This is a genomic window from Pseudomonas fluorescens (assembly GCF_040448305.1).
Classification (GTDB): domain Bacteria; phylum Pseudomonadota; class Gammaproteobacteria; order Pseudomonadales; family Pseudomonadaceae; genus Aquipseudomonas; species Aquipseudomonas fluorescens_BH.
The window spans coordinates 1,226,299-1,239,956 of the sequence record NZ_CP148752.1 but is presented as its reverse complement, the minus strand read 5'-3'; the positions used below and the strand labels follow the sequence as shown (position 1 = coordinate 1,239,956).

Genomic DNA, 13,658 nt, shown 5'->3' with positions numbered 1-13,658 from the left:
CTTACTCCTTGTCCGCCAGATTGACCACGCGATTGGAGCGATCCACCGGGCGCACCTGCTGCCCTTCGAGAAGCACATGAACACCGGCGGCCACCACCCAGTCGCTGGCGTTGAGCCCTTCTAGCACCGGTACGGTTTTCTCGCCAAAGGCACCGACGCGCACCGGGGCCTTTTTCAAGGTGTTATTGGCGCTGACGACCCAGACATAGGTCACGCCGTTTTCCGCCGTCAGCGCAGACAGCGGAACGGACAGTGGAACCACGTCGGCGGCCTGCACAAACACTCGGGCGCTCTGGCCCAGTTCGACAGGAACCTTGCCGGAACTGAAGGCAATGCGGGCCGCGAAGGTGCGCGATTTCGGATCAGCCGACGGCGACAGCTCACGGATACGCCCTTCGAATCGCTGATCGGGCTGGGTCCAGAGTTCCACCGACACCGGCTCACCGACCTTGAAGCGACCGAAGTTCTGCTCCGGCAGGCTGATCAAGACTTCACGCTCGCCATCGGTTGCCAGTGTGAACACCGTTTGCCCGGCGGCCACGACTTGCCCGACTTCCACCAGACGCTTGGCCACGACGCCGTCCTGCGGCGCACGCAACACGGCGTAGCTGGCCTGGTTATTGGAAACGTTGAATTCGGCTTTGATTTGCTTGAGGCGCGCCTCACCGGAGCGGTAGAGGTTTTCCGCGTTGTCGTATTGCGAACGACTGACCAGTTGGCGCTCCATCAGGGTCTTGTAGCGATCACGCTCGGAACGCACCAGGTTCAGATTGGCTTCGGCGGCTGCAACCTGGGCCCGGGTGGCCTCCAGTTGCAGGCGCACGTCCTGGGGGTCGAGCTCCGCCAAGGGTTGATCGGCCTTGACCCGCTGCCCCTCTTCGACCAGTCGTCGGCTGACTTTGCCGCCGATACGGAACGCCAGGTCCGGCTCATACCGCGCGCGAACTTCACCGGGATAGCTTTCCATGGCCTGCGCCGAAGGCTCTGGCTGGACCACCATGGCCGGGCGCACGCTGACCTGCGGTGCCTCTTCGTGACCACACGCAGACAATAAAAAAGCCAGGGTGACTGGCAACGCGAGGGGCAAGGCATAGCGGAACATGGTGAAGGACCTTTCGCTAATGGTGCTTTAAATAATTATACTGAGCAGTATGTTATTAATAGCAAACTCACCAGTCCAGTAATAAAAAAGAATATGCCAAACAATCTTTCAGCACCCAATGGCCCAGGCAGACCCAAGGACATGGTCAAGCGCCAGGCGATTCTCGATGCGGCCAAAGCGCTGTTTCTGAGTAAGGGTTATGCCAATACCAGCATGGATGCCGTCGCGGCCGAGGCCGGTGTGTCGAAGCTGACGGTCTATAGCCACTTCAACGACAAGGAGACGCTGTTCTCCTCTGCGGTGATGGCCAAGTGCGAGGAACAGTTGCCACCGCTGTTCTTCGAGTTGCCGGAAGGTGTGGCCGTGGAAACCGTGCTGCTGAATATCGCGCGCGGTTTTCACCAGCTGATCAACAGTGATGAATCGGTGAACCTGCACCGCTTGATGATGACCTTGGGCAGCCAGGACCCTAAGCTGTCGCAGATATTCTTCGAAGCCGGGCCGGAGCGCATGCTGCATGGCATGGAGCGCCTGCTGAGCAAGATCGATGAAAGTGGCGTGCTGCGCATCGACAAGCCGCACAACGCGGCCGAGCACTTCTTCTGCCTGCTCAAGGGCGCCGGGAATTTCCGTTTGCTGTACGGCTGCGGCGAGCCTCTGGTTGGCGAAGAGGCGGAGAGCCATGTGCGGGAAGTGGTGGGGTTGTTTATGCGGGCTTATCGGCCTGAGTGAGCCTGATGGATTTGTAATGTCTGGACTAAAGCTTTCGCGAGCAGGCTCGCTCCCACAAGGATTTCACCGTACCTGTGGGAGCGAGCCTGCTCGCGAATGGGGGCGACTCGGTCTTAAGGCTTCAAAGCCTTCTTCGGATAAATGTCATACCGACTGGACTTGCCATCCAGCGCATGACTCGGCTTCGGCCCTTCGATGCACGGCGCCTTGCGCGGACGCTTGACCACCACCCGATGGCTGGCCAAAGCCAACGCGGCCTCAAGCAATGCCGGCGCATCCGGGTCATCGCCCACCAGCGGCCGGAACAGGCGCATTTCCTTCTTCACCAGCGCGGTTTTCTCGCGGTGCGGGAACATCGGGTCAAGGTAGATCACCTGCGGCGGTTCGCCTTCCCAATTGCGCATGACCTCGATCGAATTTCCTTTGAGCAAGCGCATGCGCGCCACGATCGGTGCCACGTCGAAATCTTCCGCGCCACGGGCCAGGCCATCCTCGAGCAAGGCACCAATCAACGGCTGACGCTCGATCAGGCTCATCTCGCAACCAAGGCTGGCCAGCACGAACGCGTCCTTGCCCAGCCCCGCCGTGGCGTCCAGTACCCGCGGGCGCACGCCTTGGGCGACGCCAACAGCCTTGGCGATCATCTGTCCGCTGCCACCACCATACAACCGGCGATGGGCCGCACCGCCCTCGACGAAGTCCACCCGCACCGGCCCCGGCGCATCCGGCCCCAGCTGTTGCAATTGCAAGCCCATGTCACCCACCTGCAAGGCAAATTCGCCGTCCGCCACTTGCATTGGCAAGCCCAGGCGCTCAGCCCATTGCTCGGCTTGTGGCTCGAAAGCCGCGTCGAGGGCCTGGACATGGATGCGGCAGGCCGCAGGTTGATCAATCATCGGAAAACACGCTCAAAAAATTAATGATCGGCAAAAACTGCCGATAACAAAACTATCGAGCATTTTGCCAGAGCTGAGCGTCGACCGAGAGAAATGTCAGACATTCAACCCACAATCACAGGTTTTATCTCGCCCTACGGCGACTACAACCTGCGAAACACCCAGGCACTGAGCGGCGTCAGCCACATCTGGCAGGATTTCTTTGCCCGGGCGCTGGCCGAACAGTCGGGTGAAGTGCTGCCGCAATCGCTGAATTTCCCACCGGTCGATCTCGAAAGCCCTGTTGAACCGACCGTCGGCAGCGAGCTGCTGGAGCACATCGTGTCCCAGCGCGAATGCGAGGTGAAAGACAATGTAATCCGCCCGCCCGAGCCGCTGTTCCTGCCGATTGCCGAATTCGAAATGGACCTGGCCGACAAACCACGCCCACCGTTCCCGGCGGATGAAATCGTCGCCCAGCAAAAACAGCAGGACTTCGAAAGCGGCTGGGTTCGCCCGATCGTGCTGAAAGCCGGTCAGCCGGTATACGAAGCAGGCCCTGCCCCGCAACCGCGCCCGCTGCACCTGCCCATCGCCGAGTTCGAACTCGACCTGCTCGACAAGCCGTTCCCGCCGTTCTCGCCGCAAGAACGGGTGGAGCAGCAGAAACAACTCGATTTCGACAATGGCTGGGCGCGCCCGATCATCTTGCAGAACCTGCGCATCGCCGCCTGATCCTCAGCCGCGCCCTCTTCCCTCAGCCTTTGAAAAACTGATTGGCCTTCTGGTACGGCATCGACCGGGACGTGAAATCGAACGTACCTGACGTCTGGATTTCTTCGGCGGCGCGAAAGAATTCGCCATAGGCCGCCAATGCCAGCGCCGAACCGACGCTGATGCGTTTGACGCCCATCTCACCCAACTGTGCGACCGTCAGCTTCAAGCCGCCCGACATCAACACATTCACCGGTTTTGGCGCCACGGCGCGCACCACCGCCAGCACATCCTCGGCGCTGCGCAAGCCGGGTGCGTAGAGCACATCGGCACCGGCCTCGGCGAATGCCTGCAAGCGGCGGATGGTGTCGGCCAGATCGGGATTGCCGTGCAGGAAGTTTTCCGCCCGGGCAGTCAACGTAAAGTGGAACGGCAAGCTACGAGCGGCAGCCACAGCGGCTTCGATGCGCGCCACGGCATGTTCGAAACAGTAGATCGGACCTTCTTCGCGGCCAGTGGCATCTTCGATCGAACCACCGATGGCTCCAGCCTCTGCCGCACGCAAAATACTTTTGGCGCAATCGGCCGGGTTGTCGGCAAAGCCGTTTTCCAGGTCCACGGCAACCGGCAGGTCGGTGGCGGCGACAATCGCCTGAACGTTCATCAGGGTGTCGTCGAGGGTCAATCCGCCATCGGCACGGCCCTGGGAAAAGGCATAACCGGCGCTGGTGGTCGCCAGCGCCTCAAAGCCGAGGCTGGCGAGCATTTTCGCTGAACCTGCATCCCACGGATTGGGAATCACAAAAGCCCCGGGGCGTTCATGAAGGGCTTTGAACGCCTGGGCTCGAAGGGTTTGCGCATCCATTGGGCAGGCTCCTGAAGAGGGGAAAGAATCCGCCTCAGAGCAGGCCAAGTTGCTCGGCGACGGGCTCTCTGTATAGCTCAGGCAGCGCCGGCAAGCCAGGCAAACGCAGCATCAGCCTGGCGTGAAAACGCTGCGCCAGTTTCGCGGCCAGCAGGTTGTCGGCGGTGTGCAGGAAGATGTACGGCGTGCGACCTTCTTCGATCCATAACGCGATTTTCTCGACCCATGGCTCCAGGAACGTATCGTTGGCCTCAAGCGTCGGATGACCGATAAAACGCACCTGCGGGAATTGCGTGAATGCCGCGGGGCGCGGTGGCACCCGGGGTTTCTTCGATTGGGCATGAAGCACCGAAGGCTCGGTCGAGGTGCAACTGAACAGCGCCCGGGGATCGAGACAGATGCGTTCGACTCCGCGATCCAGCAGCAGGCGGTTGAGCATTCGCTCGCTGTCACCCTTGGCGAAAAACTCGTCATGCCGCACTTCAACGGCCAGCGGTCGCTGCAGGGCATCGATAAATCCGGCCAGCTCAGGCAAACGTTGGGGCGTGAAGCTTTTCGACAGCTGTAACCACAGTGGCGACACCCGCTCACCGAGAGGGCTGAGCAACTGAGTGAAGGTCTCGGCGGCGGTCAGCTGCTCGCGCAGGTCACCGCCGTGGCTGATCTCGCCGGGAAACTTGGCGGTGAAGCGAAAGTGTTCGGGCATGGTGTCGGCCCAGCGCTGCACGGTGCTGGCAGCCGGGCTCGCGTAGAAGGTCGTGTTGCCTTCTACGGCATTGAATACTTGGGAATAGAGATCAAGAAAATCGGCGGGTTTGGCGTCCGGCGGATACAGGTAGTCGCGCCAGGCGTTTTCGCTCCAGGACGGGCATCCGAGGTAATACGGCAGCAACATCAGATGTACAGGTCGAGACCCAGCACATCCGCTTCCCAATCGACGAAACCGGCGGTGCTCAGGTAGCTGGCCAGGGCTGTCGCCACGCTTTTGCTCATGGCACGGTGGTAAATCATGTCTTGCTGACGGGCGGGAAGATTGCTCAATTTTTGCGCAGAGGCTTTGGCGGCGCGGGCAGCCAGTTGCTCTTCAGTCGGAAATTCCAGCTCGCCTTCGATATCAATGGCGTCGTCTTCCACCACACGGCCTTTGCGAGGCTTGCGCTTGATGGGGTAGGACTGAGAGGAAACGCCGTCTATACGCATAGGTGCATACTCGGAATCAGTGATGGCAGTTTAGTGGCGCATTACCCACTTCGCAAACCGCCGAGTGATAACTAGAACACATAAAAGGCAAAAGGTTTAAAAGCTGAGGTTAGAAACTGATGATTGGTGAAAACCGGTAGATCGCATCGCGAGCAGGCTCGCTCCCACAGGGATTTGCGCTGAACCTGTGGGAGCGAGCCTGCTCGCGATTGGACCGACTCGGTCCTGAATACTATCGAGCTTTAGGCGTCGCCACTTTATCGCGCAGATAAACCGGCTGCGCCTCATCGGCCACGATCGCCTCGCCGCGTTCCCAGGCAAACCGCGCCAAAGTCAGCAAGTCTTGCGCATGGGGCAACATGCCCGCATCCTGCCCGCTCAGGCTGACGGCGATACGCTCGCCATAACCCCAACCGGTGCCTGCGCCGAACCATTCGCCACTGGCATCGGCCGGCAATGCAGCGGACTCCGGCGGCAGTACCGCTTCCGCACCCATCAGGCGCATTTCCCCGGCCGTTTCGCGGTAGCAACCCCAATACACTTCATCCATGCGCGCATCGATGGCGGCGGCGACCTGAGTGGCGCCATGTTCGCGCAGCGCACGTTGCGCCAGTACGGCCAGGTTCGACACCGGCAACACCGGGCGATCCAAGGCAAACGCCAGGCCTTGCACCACACCAATGGCGATGCGCACGCCGGTGAAGGCGCCCGGGCCACGGCCGAACGCAATGGCATCGACCGCTTGCAGCGTGGTCCCGGCATCGGCCAGCAATTGCTTGATCATCGGCAACAGCTTCTGCGCGTGCAGGCGCGGGATCACCTCGTAATGGCTCGTGACCTTGCCGTCATGCAGCAAGGCAACGGAGCAAGCTTCGGTCGCGGTGTCCAGGGCCAGCAAGGTGCTCATCGATGTATCCACAAGAGAGATCAGAAAAAAGTGCGTCAGTATAAACAACTACGGCCCGCAAGCGGGCCGTGGATGATGCAGCGGATCAGGTTTTTCAGCTCAGGGCTGCAAGCACCTTGGCGGTGATCGCTTCAACCGAACCGACGCCTTCGATGTGGCTGTACTGCGGCTTGCCATTGGCAGCCGACAGCTTCTGGTAGAAATCCACCAGCGGCTTGGTCTGGGAGTGGTAGACCGACAGGCGATGACGCACGGTTTCTTCGGTGTCGTCCTTGCGCTGCACCAGCTCTTCACCGGTGACGTCGTCTTTACCGGCCACTTTCGGCGGGTTGTAGACGATGTGGTACACGCGGCCGCTGGCCTCGTGAACACGGCGACCGGCGATACGCTGGACGATCTCTTCGTCTTCAACGGCGATTTCCACCACTGCATCCAGCTCGACGCCGGCCGTCACCAGGGCTTCAGCCTGGGGAATGGTGCGCGGGAAGCCGTCGAACAGGAAACCGTTGGCGCAGTCGGACTGGGCGATGCGGTCCTTGACCAGTGCGATGATCAGGTCATCGGACACCAGGCCGCCGGCATCCATGATGCTCTTGGCCTTGATGCCCAACTCGGTGCCGGCCTTGACCGCTGCACGCAACATGTCGCCGGTGGAGATTTGCGGAATGCCGAATTTTTCGGTGATGAACTTAGCCTGAGTACCTTTACCGGCCCCGGGAGCTCCCAGCAGAATGACGCGCATCGATGTGCTCCTCAATTTTTATATGGATAACGTCAGATTCGCCTCGTGGGGCCAATCTCAAAAATAGGGTCGTGACCGCCCAAACGGTCAAAGGCTGCTCAAGATACACAGCAGGCTGCGCCCACACAAGACGCCAAAAGTCGGAGAAACCGCTGCCTCTTGCGACCATTGCGCACAGTTTCCCAAGTCGCAACCCCATCATTAACTGTCGCCTGACAGCACTTTTCCACCCGTCAAACGGCGGCATCCGGCTCACCTGCCGGATGCCTGACCCCAGGGCAAAAACCTTAGCCGGTGTTACGCAAACCGGCGGCAATCCCCGCCACAGACACCAGCAAGGCCTGTTCTACCGGGCTGCCCTGCGCCACGTCCTGCACTCTTGAACGGGCCAGCAACTCTGCCTGCAATAGATGAAGCGGGTCGAGGTAGGTGTTGCGCAAGCGGATGAACTCAAGGGTCGCTGGGCTATGTGCCAGCAGCTGCGACTGCCCGGTCAGGCCGAGAACGATGGTGCACGCCTGCGACAATAGGTCGCGTAAGTGCGCACCCAATGGCAACAGATTCGGCTCCACCAGACGCTCATCGTAGGACTGTGCAATGTCGGCATCGGCCTTGGCCAGGACCATTTCCAGCATGTCGATGCGGGTGCGGAAGAACGGCCACTGCTCACGCATTTGCCCCAGCAGTTCACCTTCGCCACGCTCCAGTGCCTTGCTCAGGGCCGCTTCCCAACCCAGCCAGGCCGGCAGCATCAGGCGCGTCTGGGTCCAGCCGAAGATCCACGGAATCGCCCGCAGGCTTTCGATCCCCCCGGCCCGGCGCTTGGCCGGACGACTGCCCAGCGGCAAGCGACCGAGTTCCTGCTCCGGTGTCGACTGGCGGAAATACTCCACGAACTGCGGGTTTTCCCGCACCACGGCACGGTAGGCGCTGACACCGTCTGCGGCCAACTCGTCCATCAAATGGCGCCACTCGGGCGTAGGTGGCGGTGGAGGCAGCAAGGTCGCCTCCAGCACGGCGGCCAGGTACAGATTGAGGTTTTGTTCGGCGATGTCCGGCAGGCCAAACTTGAATCGAATCATTTCGCCCTGTTCGGTAGTACGAAAACGCCCCGCCACCGAACCCGGTGGCTGCGACAGGATCGCCGCGTGGGCCGGGCCGCCGCCTCGCCCGACAGTGCCGCCGCGACCGTGGAACAACAGCAGTTCGACGTCGTGCGAACGGCAGATATCCACCAATCGCTCTTGCGCCCGGTACTGCGCCCAGGCCGCCGCGGTGGTGCCGGCGTCCTTGGCCGAGTCGGAGTAGCCGATCATCACTTCCTGCGGCCCTTGCAGGCGCGCGCGATAGCCCGGCAACAGCAGCAGCTTCTCGATCACCGGACCCGCGTTGTCGAGGTCGGCCAGGGTTTCGAACAGCGGCACCACGCGCATCGGCCGCAACACGCCGGACTCTTTGAGCAGCAACTGCACGGCGAGTACATCGGAAGCCGCACCGGCCATGGAAATCACATAGGAACCGAGGGATGCCGACGGCGCAGCGGCGATTTCCCAGCAGGTCGCCAGCACCTCGGCGGTGTCGGCGGAGGGTTTGAAGTACGTCGGCAACAAGGGTCGACGATTGCTCAATTCGCGCATCAGGAAGGCGATGCGCTCTTCCTCGCTCCAGTCCTCGTAGCGACCCAGGCCGAGGTAGTCGGTGATTTCGGTCATCGCCGCGGTGTGACGCGACGAGTCCTGGCGTACATCCAGACGAACCAGGAACAGACCGAATGTCACTGCCCGACGCAGGCAATCAAGCAACGGCCCGTCGGCGATCACGCCCATGCCGCACTCGTGCAAGGAGCGATAGCAAAGCTCCAGTGGATCGAGCAGTTCGCGGTTGTCTTGCAGCACATCGGCGGGTGCCGACGCTGGCGTCGACAAGGCGGCATGTGCCCAGTTACGCGTTGCCCGCAGGCGTTCGCGCAGCTGTTTGAGCACTGCCCGGTAAGGTTCGGCGCTGTCTCCTGCCTTGGCCTTCAACTCATCGCTGGCCTGCTGCATCGACAGCTCAGCGGCCAGGCGATCGACATCGCGCAGGTACAAATCGGCCGCCATCCAGCGCGCCAACAGTAAAACCTCTCGGGTAACCGCCGCCGTCACGTTCGGGTTGCCGTCGCGGTCGCCGCCCATCCACGAGGCAAAGCGAATCGGTGCCGCCTCCAGTGGCAGGCGCAGGCCGGTGGCAGCGTGCAGGGCCTGATCGGCCTTGCGCAGATAATTGGGAATGGCCTGCCACAGCGAATGCTCGATCACCGCGAAACCCCACTTGGCTTCGTCCACCGGTGTCGGACGCGTGCGGCGGATTTCCTCGGTGTGCCAGGCTTCGGCGATCAGGCGTTGCAAGGTGGTCTTGATCTGCTCGCGCTCGGTACTGGTCAGGTCACGGTGATCCTGAGCCGCCAGTTGCGCGGCGATGGCGTCGTACTTCTGGATCAGCGTGCGGCGTGCAACTTCGGTGGGGTGCGCGGTCAATACCAGCTCGATCTCCAGCCGGCCCAGTTGCCGGGCCAGCGCGTCGGCGCCATGCCCCTCGGCGCATAGGCGCGCGAGCAACTCCGGCAACACCCGGGCTTCGAACGGCGGCGCCTGGGATTCCTCGCGGCGGTGAATCAACTGATACTGTTCGGCGATGTTGGCCAGGTTGAGAAACTGGTTGAACGCCCGCGCCACCGGCAGCAACTCGTCTTCGCTCAGCTGGTTGAGGCTGGCGCTGAGTTCGGCGTCCATGGAGCCGCGCCGGTCAGCCTTGGCGCCCTTGCGGATCTGCTCGATCTTGTCGAGAAAACCGTCGCCATATTGCTCACGAATGGTGTTGCCCAACAGCTCACCCAACAGGTGAACGTCCTCGCGCAAGCGTGCATCAATATCGGTCATCAGCAGGTCTCCAGCAAAAAATCCGGGCGGCTAAGAACCTAGAGAGTGCCGCCCCAGACCGGTTCTTACAAGCAAGACGACGAAGGGACTGTAAACCTTGCCTGTTGAGGCTAGTCTGAACGGTAAGCCGTACAACGCTTGTCGCCGGCCAATGCCGGACACTCACTCTGCCTGCCACGAGCGGGAGCGCAATGAGGTCAATATGAAAATCCGCGAGCTTGCCCACCACTGGGAAGAAAACGCCAAGGGTCGCCTGACCGACACCGGCTACTCGATTCATCTGGACGTGGAGTCTGCCGCACGCCTGGCCGCGCTCGTCGAGATGTACCCCAAGCGGCATCCCGAAGAACTGCTCGGCGATCTGCTCGGCGCCGCACTGGAAGAGCTGGAAAGAAGCTTCCCGTACGTCAAAGGCACGACCGTGGTCGCCACCGATGAAGAAGGCGATCCGCTGTACGAAGACATCGGGCCGACCCCGCGCTTTCTGGCGCTGTCCCGTCGGCATTTGCATGATTTGTCGATGCCTGACGACAAACAGAAACACTGACTTTCCGCAGAACCTGTGGGAGCGGGCTTGCTCGCGAAAGGGGTTTAACATTCGATATCTACGTTGACTGATACACCGTTTTCGCGAGCAAGCCCGCTCCCACATTGGCCTGTATTTCACTTCGAAAATTGCGCTTCTCCGGACCTGTAAAAGGCCCGGCATAGCGCTTCGCGTCCTGTAAATCCCCGTCTTAGAGCCCTGTCCATTCGATCACGGCTTTTTCAATAGCTGACTAAATTCTCTGAACTTTCAAAAAAAGCCTCGGGTCAACCCAAGTAACCACGCCTGGGACGAGCGTTTCAAAAAAACCCGCAATTGATGGTTTCAGCGCCTTGCCCAGGGTGGACTTCGACGTTTTTCAGGAACTGGCCCAATGGAGTTGAAGACCATGAAAACCCGAACCGGAACCCCCTCATTTACCTGTTCACAAAGCCTGAAACTGGCGGCGCTGGCCCTGGGCAGCTGCCTGGTCCTGGCCGGCTGCGCCGGTAACCCGCCGACCGAGCAGTACGCTGTCACCCAATCGGCCGTCAACGACGCCGTGAGCGCCGGCGGCACCGAGTTTGCCGCCGTGGAAATGAAGTCGGCCCAGGACAAGCTCAAGCAAGCCGAAATCGCCATGCACGACAAGAAATACGACCAGGCCCGGATGCTCGCCGAACAGGCCGAATGGGACGCTCGCGTGGCCGAGCGCAAAGCCCAGGCGATGAAGGCCGAACAATCAGTGAAGGACGCTCAGAAAGGCGTCCAGGAAATGCGCCAGGAAAGCCAGCGCACCGTTCAGTAAGCGGCGCGGCGCCACGCATTCCCACTCGACTAAAAGGACGAAATCATGAAACGTAAACAACTGATGATCCCTGCCCTGCTGGCTGTCACCGTAGCCTTGGCAGCCTGTTCCACTCCACCGAACGCCAACCTCGTACAGGCCCGCAGCAACTACACCGGCCTGCAAGCCGATCCGCAGGCCAGTAAAGTCGCTGCGCTGGAAACCAAGGAGGCCAGCGACTATCTGGATTTGGCCGATAAGGCCTACAGGGACAAGGAGGACACGGCCAAGGTTGACCAGCTTGCCTATCTGACCAACCAGCGTGTCGAAGTGGCCAAGCAGACCATTGCCCTGCGCACCGCCGAGGCCAGTCTGAAAGATGCCTCGGCGCAACGGGCTCAGGCGCGCCTCGACGCCCGGGACCAGCAGATAAAACAGTTGAAGGACAGCCTCAACGCCAGGCAGACCGATCGCGGGACGCTGGTGACCTTCGGTGATGTGCTGTTCGCCACCGACAAGGCCGAACTGAAACCCAACGGCCTGGCGGACATCAACAAACTGGCGCAGTACCTCCAGGAAAACCCCGAGCGCAAAGTGATTGTCGAGGGCTATACCGACAGCACCGGTACGGCGTCGCACAACCAGTCGCTGTCGGAACGTCGCGCAGGCTCCGTGCGTGCGGCACTGGTGAAGATGGGCGTTGATCCGGCGCGTATCGTCGCCCAGGGTTACGGCAAGGAGTATCCGGTGGCGGATAACAGCAGTACCTCGGGCCGGGCGATGAACCGTCGGGTGGAGGTGACCATTTCCAATGACAGTCAGCCGGTGATGCCGCGTTCGGCGGTGAGTTCATACACTCAATAAGTCGACATCACACAAAAACCTGTGGGAGCCAGCCTGCTGGCGATAGCGGTGTATCAGTCAACATCAATGTTGAATGCACAATCGCTATCGCCAGCAGGCTGGCTCCCACATTGGTTCTGTGTTGCCTGTGAGAATCGGATTACTGCTCCAGCTTCTGCGGCGTCTCCTGCCCCATGCAGCGCACGGCTTTTTTCTTGCTGTCGACCAGCACGCCGGTCAGGCCTTTCTGCTCCATGTCGAACAGCACCAGCACGCCATCGATGCACTGCGCCACTTGGGCGGCCGGTTCCAGGGAGACTTTGTAGTCTTCACCCGGCACGGTCTTGAGCATGGTGAATTCGTTGAGCAGCAACGCATCCTCAGGCTTGGCGAAGTGCAGGTAGCCGTACCACCACAGGGCACCGACGGTGCCGAGGATGCTGCAGATACCGGTGATGATCAGCGGGATGGCGTTGCGTTCTTCACTCATTGCGGGTTCTCTGGTGGTTCATTTTCTGAATTCGGGGGTGCCGGGTAATTGGGAATCTCACCCAGGCGGCGCAGGCCGTTGAAATGTTGCGGGTCATCGAGATAACGCAGCATGACTTTGCGCCAGACCGGGTCGGCGAACGTCTGCACGTGACCGCCACGGGTCAGTTGCAGCACCCGTGGCGGCGGCGCAGCTTGATACAGTCGGATGCCGTTGGAAAGAGGCACGATCGGATCGTCGATGCTGTGGTAGATCAGTTTCGGCACGTCCTTGAGTTGCGCCATGGAGTTGATCGCACTGTCGCCGTCCGGTACCAGCCACGACAACGGAACCTGCACCGGCCAGGTCAACCATGATGTACTCAAGGCAAACTGACCGATGCTTCGGTAACTGGCGGGCACACCGTCGAGGACAATAGCCTTCAGTTGTTTCTGCCGTTCCGGGTGCCGGACCAGGTAATGCACGGCCATCGAGCCACCGAGGCTCTGGCCGAGCAGGATCAGCGGCTTGCCTTTGACCTCCGGCGCCTGGTCGAGCCATTTGAAGGCCGCGTCGATGTCCTGATAGATCGCCGGCAGGCTGGGTTCGCCTTCGGAAAGGCCATAACCGCGATAGTCCACAAGCAACACCTGGTAACCATTTTTCGGCAACCAAAAGCTCCCGCCGAGGTGCATGGGCAGGTTTCCGCCGTTGCCGTGCAGGTGCAGCACCGTGCCTTTGACCTCGACACCCTTCTTCGCCGGCAGCCACCAGGCGTTCAGCTTGAGGCCATCGGCGGTATTCAAGGTGACGGTGCGGTATTCGAGCCCGGCTTTTTCCGGGGTGAACAACTGGCCGGGTTCGGGGTAGAACAGCAGTGAACTGCAACCGTTCAAGGCCAGGAAAAGGCAGAGGATGCCGAGGATTCTCATCCGTTGAAACCTCGCGAAAACATGGATTGGAACACAATCTCCTGTG

At 60.8% G+C, this 13,658-nt stretch carries 15 protein-coding genes; 5 read left to right on the top strand and 10 right to left on the bottom strand.

Going from position 1 to position 13,658, the window contains the following annotated elements; translation table 11 throughout:
- Position 1 precedes the first annotated feature (1 nt).
- Positions 2-1,102 carry an efflux RND transporter periplasmic adaptor subunit gene (locus WHX55_RS05525; protein ID WP_150754215.1) on the bottom strand — a complete coding sequence of 367 codons (1,101 nt, stop codon included), beginning with the start codon at positions 1,100-1,102 and terminating at the stop codon, positions 2-4.
- A 93-nt stretch (positions 1,103-1,195) separates the two neighbouring features.
- On the opposite strand from WHX55_RS05525, the gene WHX55_RS05520 reads away from it, so the two are divergent.
- Positions 1,196-1,834, top strand: coding sequence for a TetR/AcrR family transcriptional regulator (locus WHX55_RS05520; protein ID WP_150728250.1), 639 nt, complete (start codon positions 1,196-1,198; stop codon positions 1,832-1,834).
- Positions 1,835-1,947: 113 nt separating this feature from the next.
- On the opposite strand, the gene WHX55_RS05515 is transcribed toward WHX55_RS05520, so the two are convergent.
- Positions 1,948-2,727, bottom strand: coding sequence for a class I SAM-dependent methyltransferase (locus tag WHX55_RS05515; RefSeq protein ID WP_174245535.1), 780 nt, complete (start codon positions 2,725-2,727; stop codon positions 1,948-1,950).
- 96 nt (positions 2,728-2,823) lie between these two features.
- On the opposite strand from WHX55_RS05515, the gene WHX55_RS05510 reads away from it, so the two are divergent.
- On the top strand, positions 2,824-3,444 hold the full coding sequence (locus WHX55_RS05510; RefSeq protein WP_150754217.1) for an energy transducer TonB: 621 nt from the start codon (positions 2,824-2,826) through the stop codon (positions 3,442-3,444).
- A 22-nt stretch (positions 3,445-3,466) separates the two neighbouring features.
- On the opposite strand, the gene WHX55_RS05505 is transcribed toward WHX55_RS05510, so the two are convergent.
- From WHX55_RS05505 to ppc, 6 genes are all read right to left on the bottom strand, one after another.
- Positions 3,467-4,288, bottom strand: coding sequence for an isocitrate lyase/phosphoenolpyruvate mutase family protein (locus WHX55_RS05505; RefSeq protein WP_150754218.1), 822 nt, complete (start codon positions 4,286-4,288; stop codon positions 3,467-3,469).
- 34 nt (positions 4,289-4,322) lie between these two features.
- Entirely contained in the window at positions 4,323-5,183 is an 861-nt protein-coding gene (locus tag WHX55_RS05500) for a DUF72 domain-containing protein (protein WP_150757289.1), read from the bottom strand.
- Positions 5,183-5,488, bottom strand: coding sequence for a hypothetical protein (locus WHX55_RS05495; RefSeq protein ID WP_057716196.1), 306 nt, complete (start codon positions 5,486-5,488; stop codon positions 5,183-5,185). The genes WHX55_RS05500 and WHX55_RS05495 overlap by 1 nt, the downstream gene beginning before the upstream one ends.
- Before the next feature lie 232 nt (positions 5,489-5,720).
- Positions 5,721-6,395, bottom strand: a complete 675-nt coding sequence (gene tsaB, locus WHX55_RS05490) for a tRNA (adenosine(37)-N6)-threonylcarbamoyltransferase complex dimerization subunit type 1 TsaB (protein WP_353742201.1) — start codon at positions 6,393-6,395, stop codon at positions 5,721-5,723.
- Between the two features lie 94 nt (positions 6,396-6,489).
- Complete coding sequence (adk, locus tag WHX55_RS05485; protein ID WP_150728245.1) at positions 6,490-7,137, bottom strand: adenylate kinase; 648 nt, start codon at positions 7,135-7,137, stop codon at positions 6,490-6,492.
- Between the two features lie 287 nt (positions 7,138-7,424).
- On the bottom strand, positions 7,425-10,055 hold the full coding sequence (gene ppc, locus WHX55_RS05480) for a phosphoenolpyruvate carboxylase (RefSeq protein ID WP_353742200.1): 2,631 nt from the start codon (positions 10,053-10,055) through the stop codon (positions 7,425-7,427).
- 202 nt (positions 10,056-10,257) lie between these two features.
- Between ppc and WHX55_RS05475 the strand changes: the two genes are divergently transcribed.
- The 3 genes from WHX55_RS05475 (at position 10,258) to WHX55_RS05465 (ending at position 12,232) form a co-directional block, all read left to right on the top strand.
- A complete protein-coding gene (locus WHX55_RS05475) occupies positions 10,258-10,602 on the top strand; it encodes a pilin assembly protein (RefSeq protein ID WP_353742199.1) in 345 nt (114 codons plus the stop codon).
- A 373-nt stretch (positions 10,603-10,975) separates the two neighbouring features.
- The gene (locus tag WHX55_RS05470) at positions 10,976-11,389 is read left to right on the top strand and encodes a DUF4398 domain-containing protein (RefSeq protein WP_150728242.1); all 414 of its coding nucleotides are present in this window, start codon (positions 10,976-10,978) and stop codon (positions 11,387-11,389) included.
- Positions 11,390-11,434: 45 nt separating this feature from the next.
- Positions 11,435-12,232, top strand: a complete 798-nt coding sequence (locus tag WHX55_RS05465; RefSeq protein ID WP_150754223.1) for an OmpA family protein — start codon at positions 11,435-11,437, stop codon at positions 12,230-12,232.
- Between the two features lie 139 nt (positions 12,233-12,371).
- Here WHX55_RS05465 and WHX55_RS05460 read toward each other — a convergent pair whose 3' ends face one another.
- Together WHX55_RS05460 and WHX55_RS05455 are read right to left on the bottom strand one after the other, a co-directional pair.
- Positions 12,372-12,701 carry a hypothetical protein gene (locus WHX55_RS05460; RefSeq protein WP_046041078.1) on the bottom strand — a complete coding sequence of 110 codons (330 nt, stop codon included), beginning with the start codon at positions 12,699-12,701 and terminating at the stop codon, positions 12,372-12,374.
- The gene (locus WHX55_RS05455) at positions 12,698-13,612 is read right to left on the bottom strand and encodes an alpha/beta hydrolase (protein WP_353742198.1); all 915 of its coding nucleotides are present in this window, start codon (positions 13,610-13,612) and stop codon (positions 12,698-12,700) included. Before WHX55_RS05455 ends, WHX55_RS05460 begins: the two co-directional genes overlap by 4 nt.
- Between the last annotated feature and the right edge of the window lie 46 nt (positions 13,613-13,658).

What these genes read in the sequence shown, in the direction of transcription:
- WHX55_RS05525 (WP_150754215.1), bottom strand. Translation starts at nt 1,102, where the DNA reads ATGTTCCGCTATGCCTTGCCCCTCGCGTTGCCAGTCACCCTGGCTTTT.
- WHX55_RS05520 (WP_150728250.1), top strand. Translation starts at nt 1,196, where the DNA reads ATGCCAAACAATCTTTCAGCACCCAATGGCCCAGGCAGACCCAAGGAC.
- WHX55_RS05510 (WP_150754217.1), top strand. Translation starts at nt 2,824, where the DNA reads ATGTCAGACATTCAACCCACAATCACAGGTTTTATCTCGCCCTACGGC.
- WHX55_RS05505 (WP_150754218.1), bottom strand. Translation starts at nt 4,288, where the DNA reads ATGGATGCGCAAACCCTTCGAGCCCAGGCGTTCAAAGCCCTTCATGAA.
- WHX55_RS05500 (WP_150757289.1), bottom strand. Translation starts at nt 5,183, where the DNA reads ATGTTGCTGCCGTATTACCTCGGATGCCCGTCCTGGAGCGAAAACGCC.
- WHX55_RS05495 (WP_057716196.1), bottom strand. Translation starts at nt 5,488, where the DNA reads ATGCGTATAGACGGCGTTTCCTCTCAGTCCTACCCCATCAAGCGCAAG.
- tsaB (WP_353742201.1), bottom strand. Translation starts at nt 6,395, where the DNA reads ATGAGCACCTTGCTGGCCCTGGACACCGCGACCGAAGCTTGCTCCGTT.
- adk (WP_150728245.1), bottom strand. Translation starts at nt 7,137, where the DNA reads ATGCGCGTCATTCTGCTGGGAGCTCCCGGGGCCGGTAAAGGTACTCAG.
- ppc (WP_353742200.1), bottom strand. Translation starts at nt 10,055, where the DNA reads ATGACCGATATTGATGCACGCTTGCGCGAGGACGTTCACCTGTTGGGT.
- WHX55_RS05475 (WP_353742199.1), top strand. Translation starts at nt 10,258, where the DNA reads ATGAAAATCCGCGAGCTTGCCCACCACTGGGAAGAAAACGCCAAGGGT.
- WHX55_RS05470 (WP_150728242.1), top strand. Translation starts at nt 10,976, where the DNA reads ATGGAGTTGAAGACCATGAAAACCCGAACCGGAACCCCCTCATTTACC.
- WHX55_RS05465 (WP_150754223.1), top strand. Translation starts at nt 11,435, where the DNA reads ATGAAACGTAAACAACTGATGATCCCTGCCCTGCTGGCTGTCACCGTA.
- WHX55_RS05460 (WP_046041078.1), bottom strand. Translation starts at nt 12,701, where the DNA reads ATGAGTGAAGAACGCAACGCCATCCCGCTGATCATCACCGGTATCTGC.
- WHX55_RS05455 (WP_353742198.1), bottom strand. Translation starts at nt 13,612, where the DNA reads ATGAGAATCCTCGGCATCCTCTGCCTTTTCCTGGCCTTGAACGGTTGC.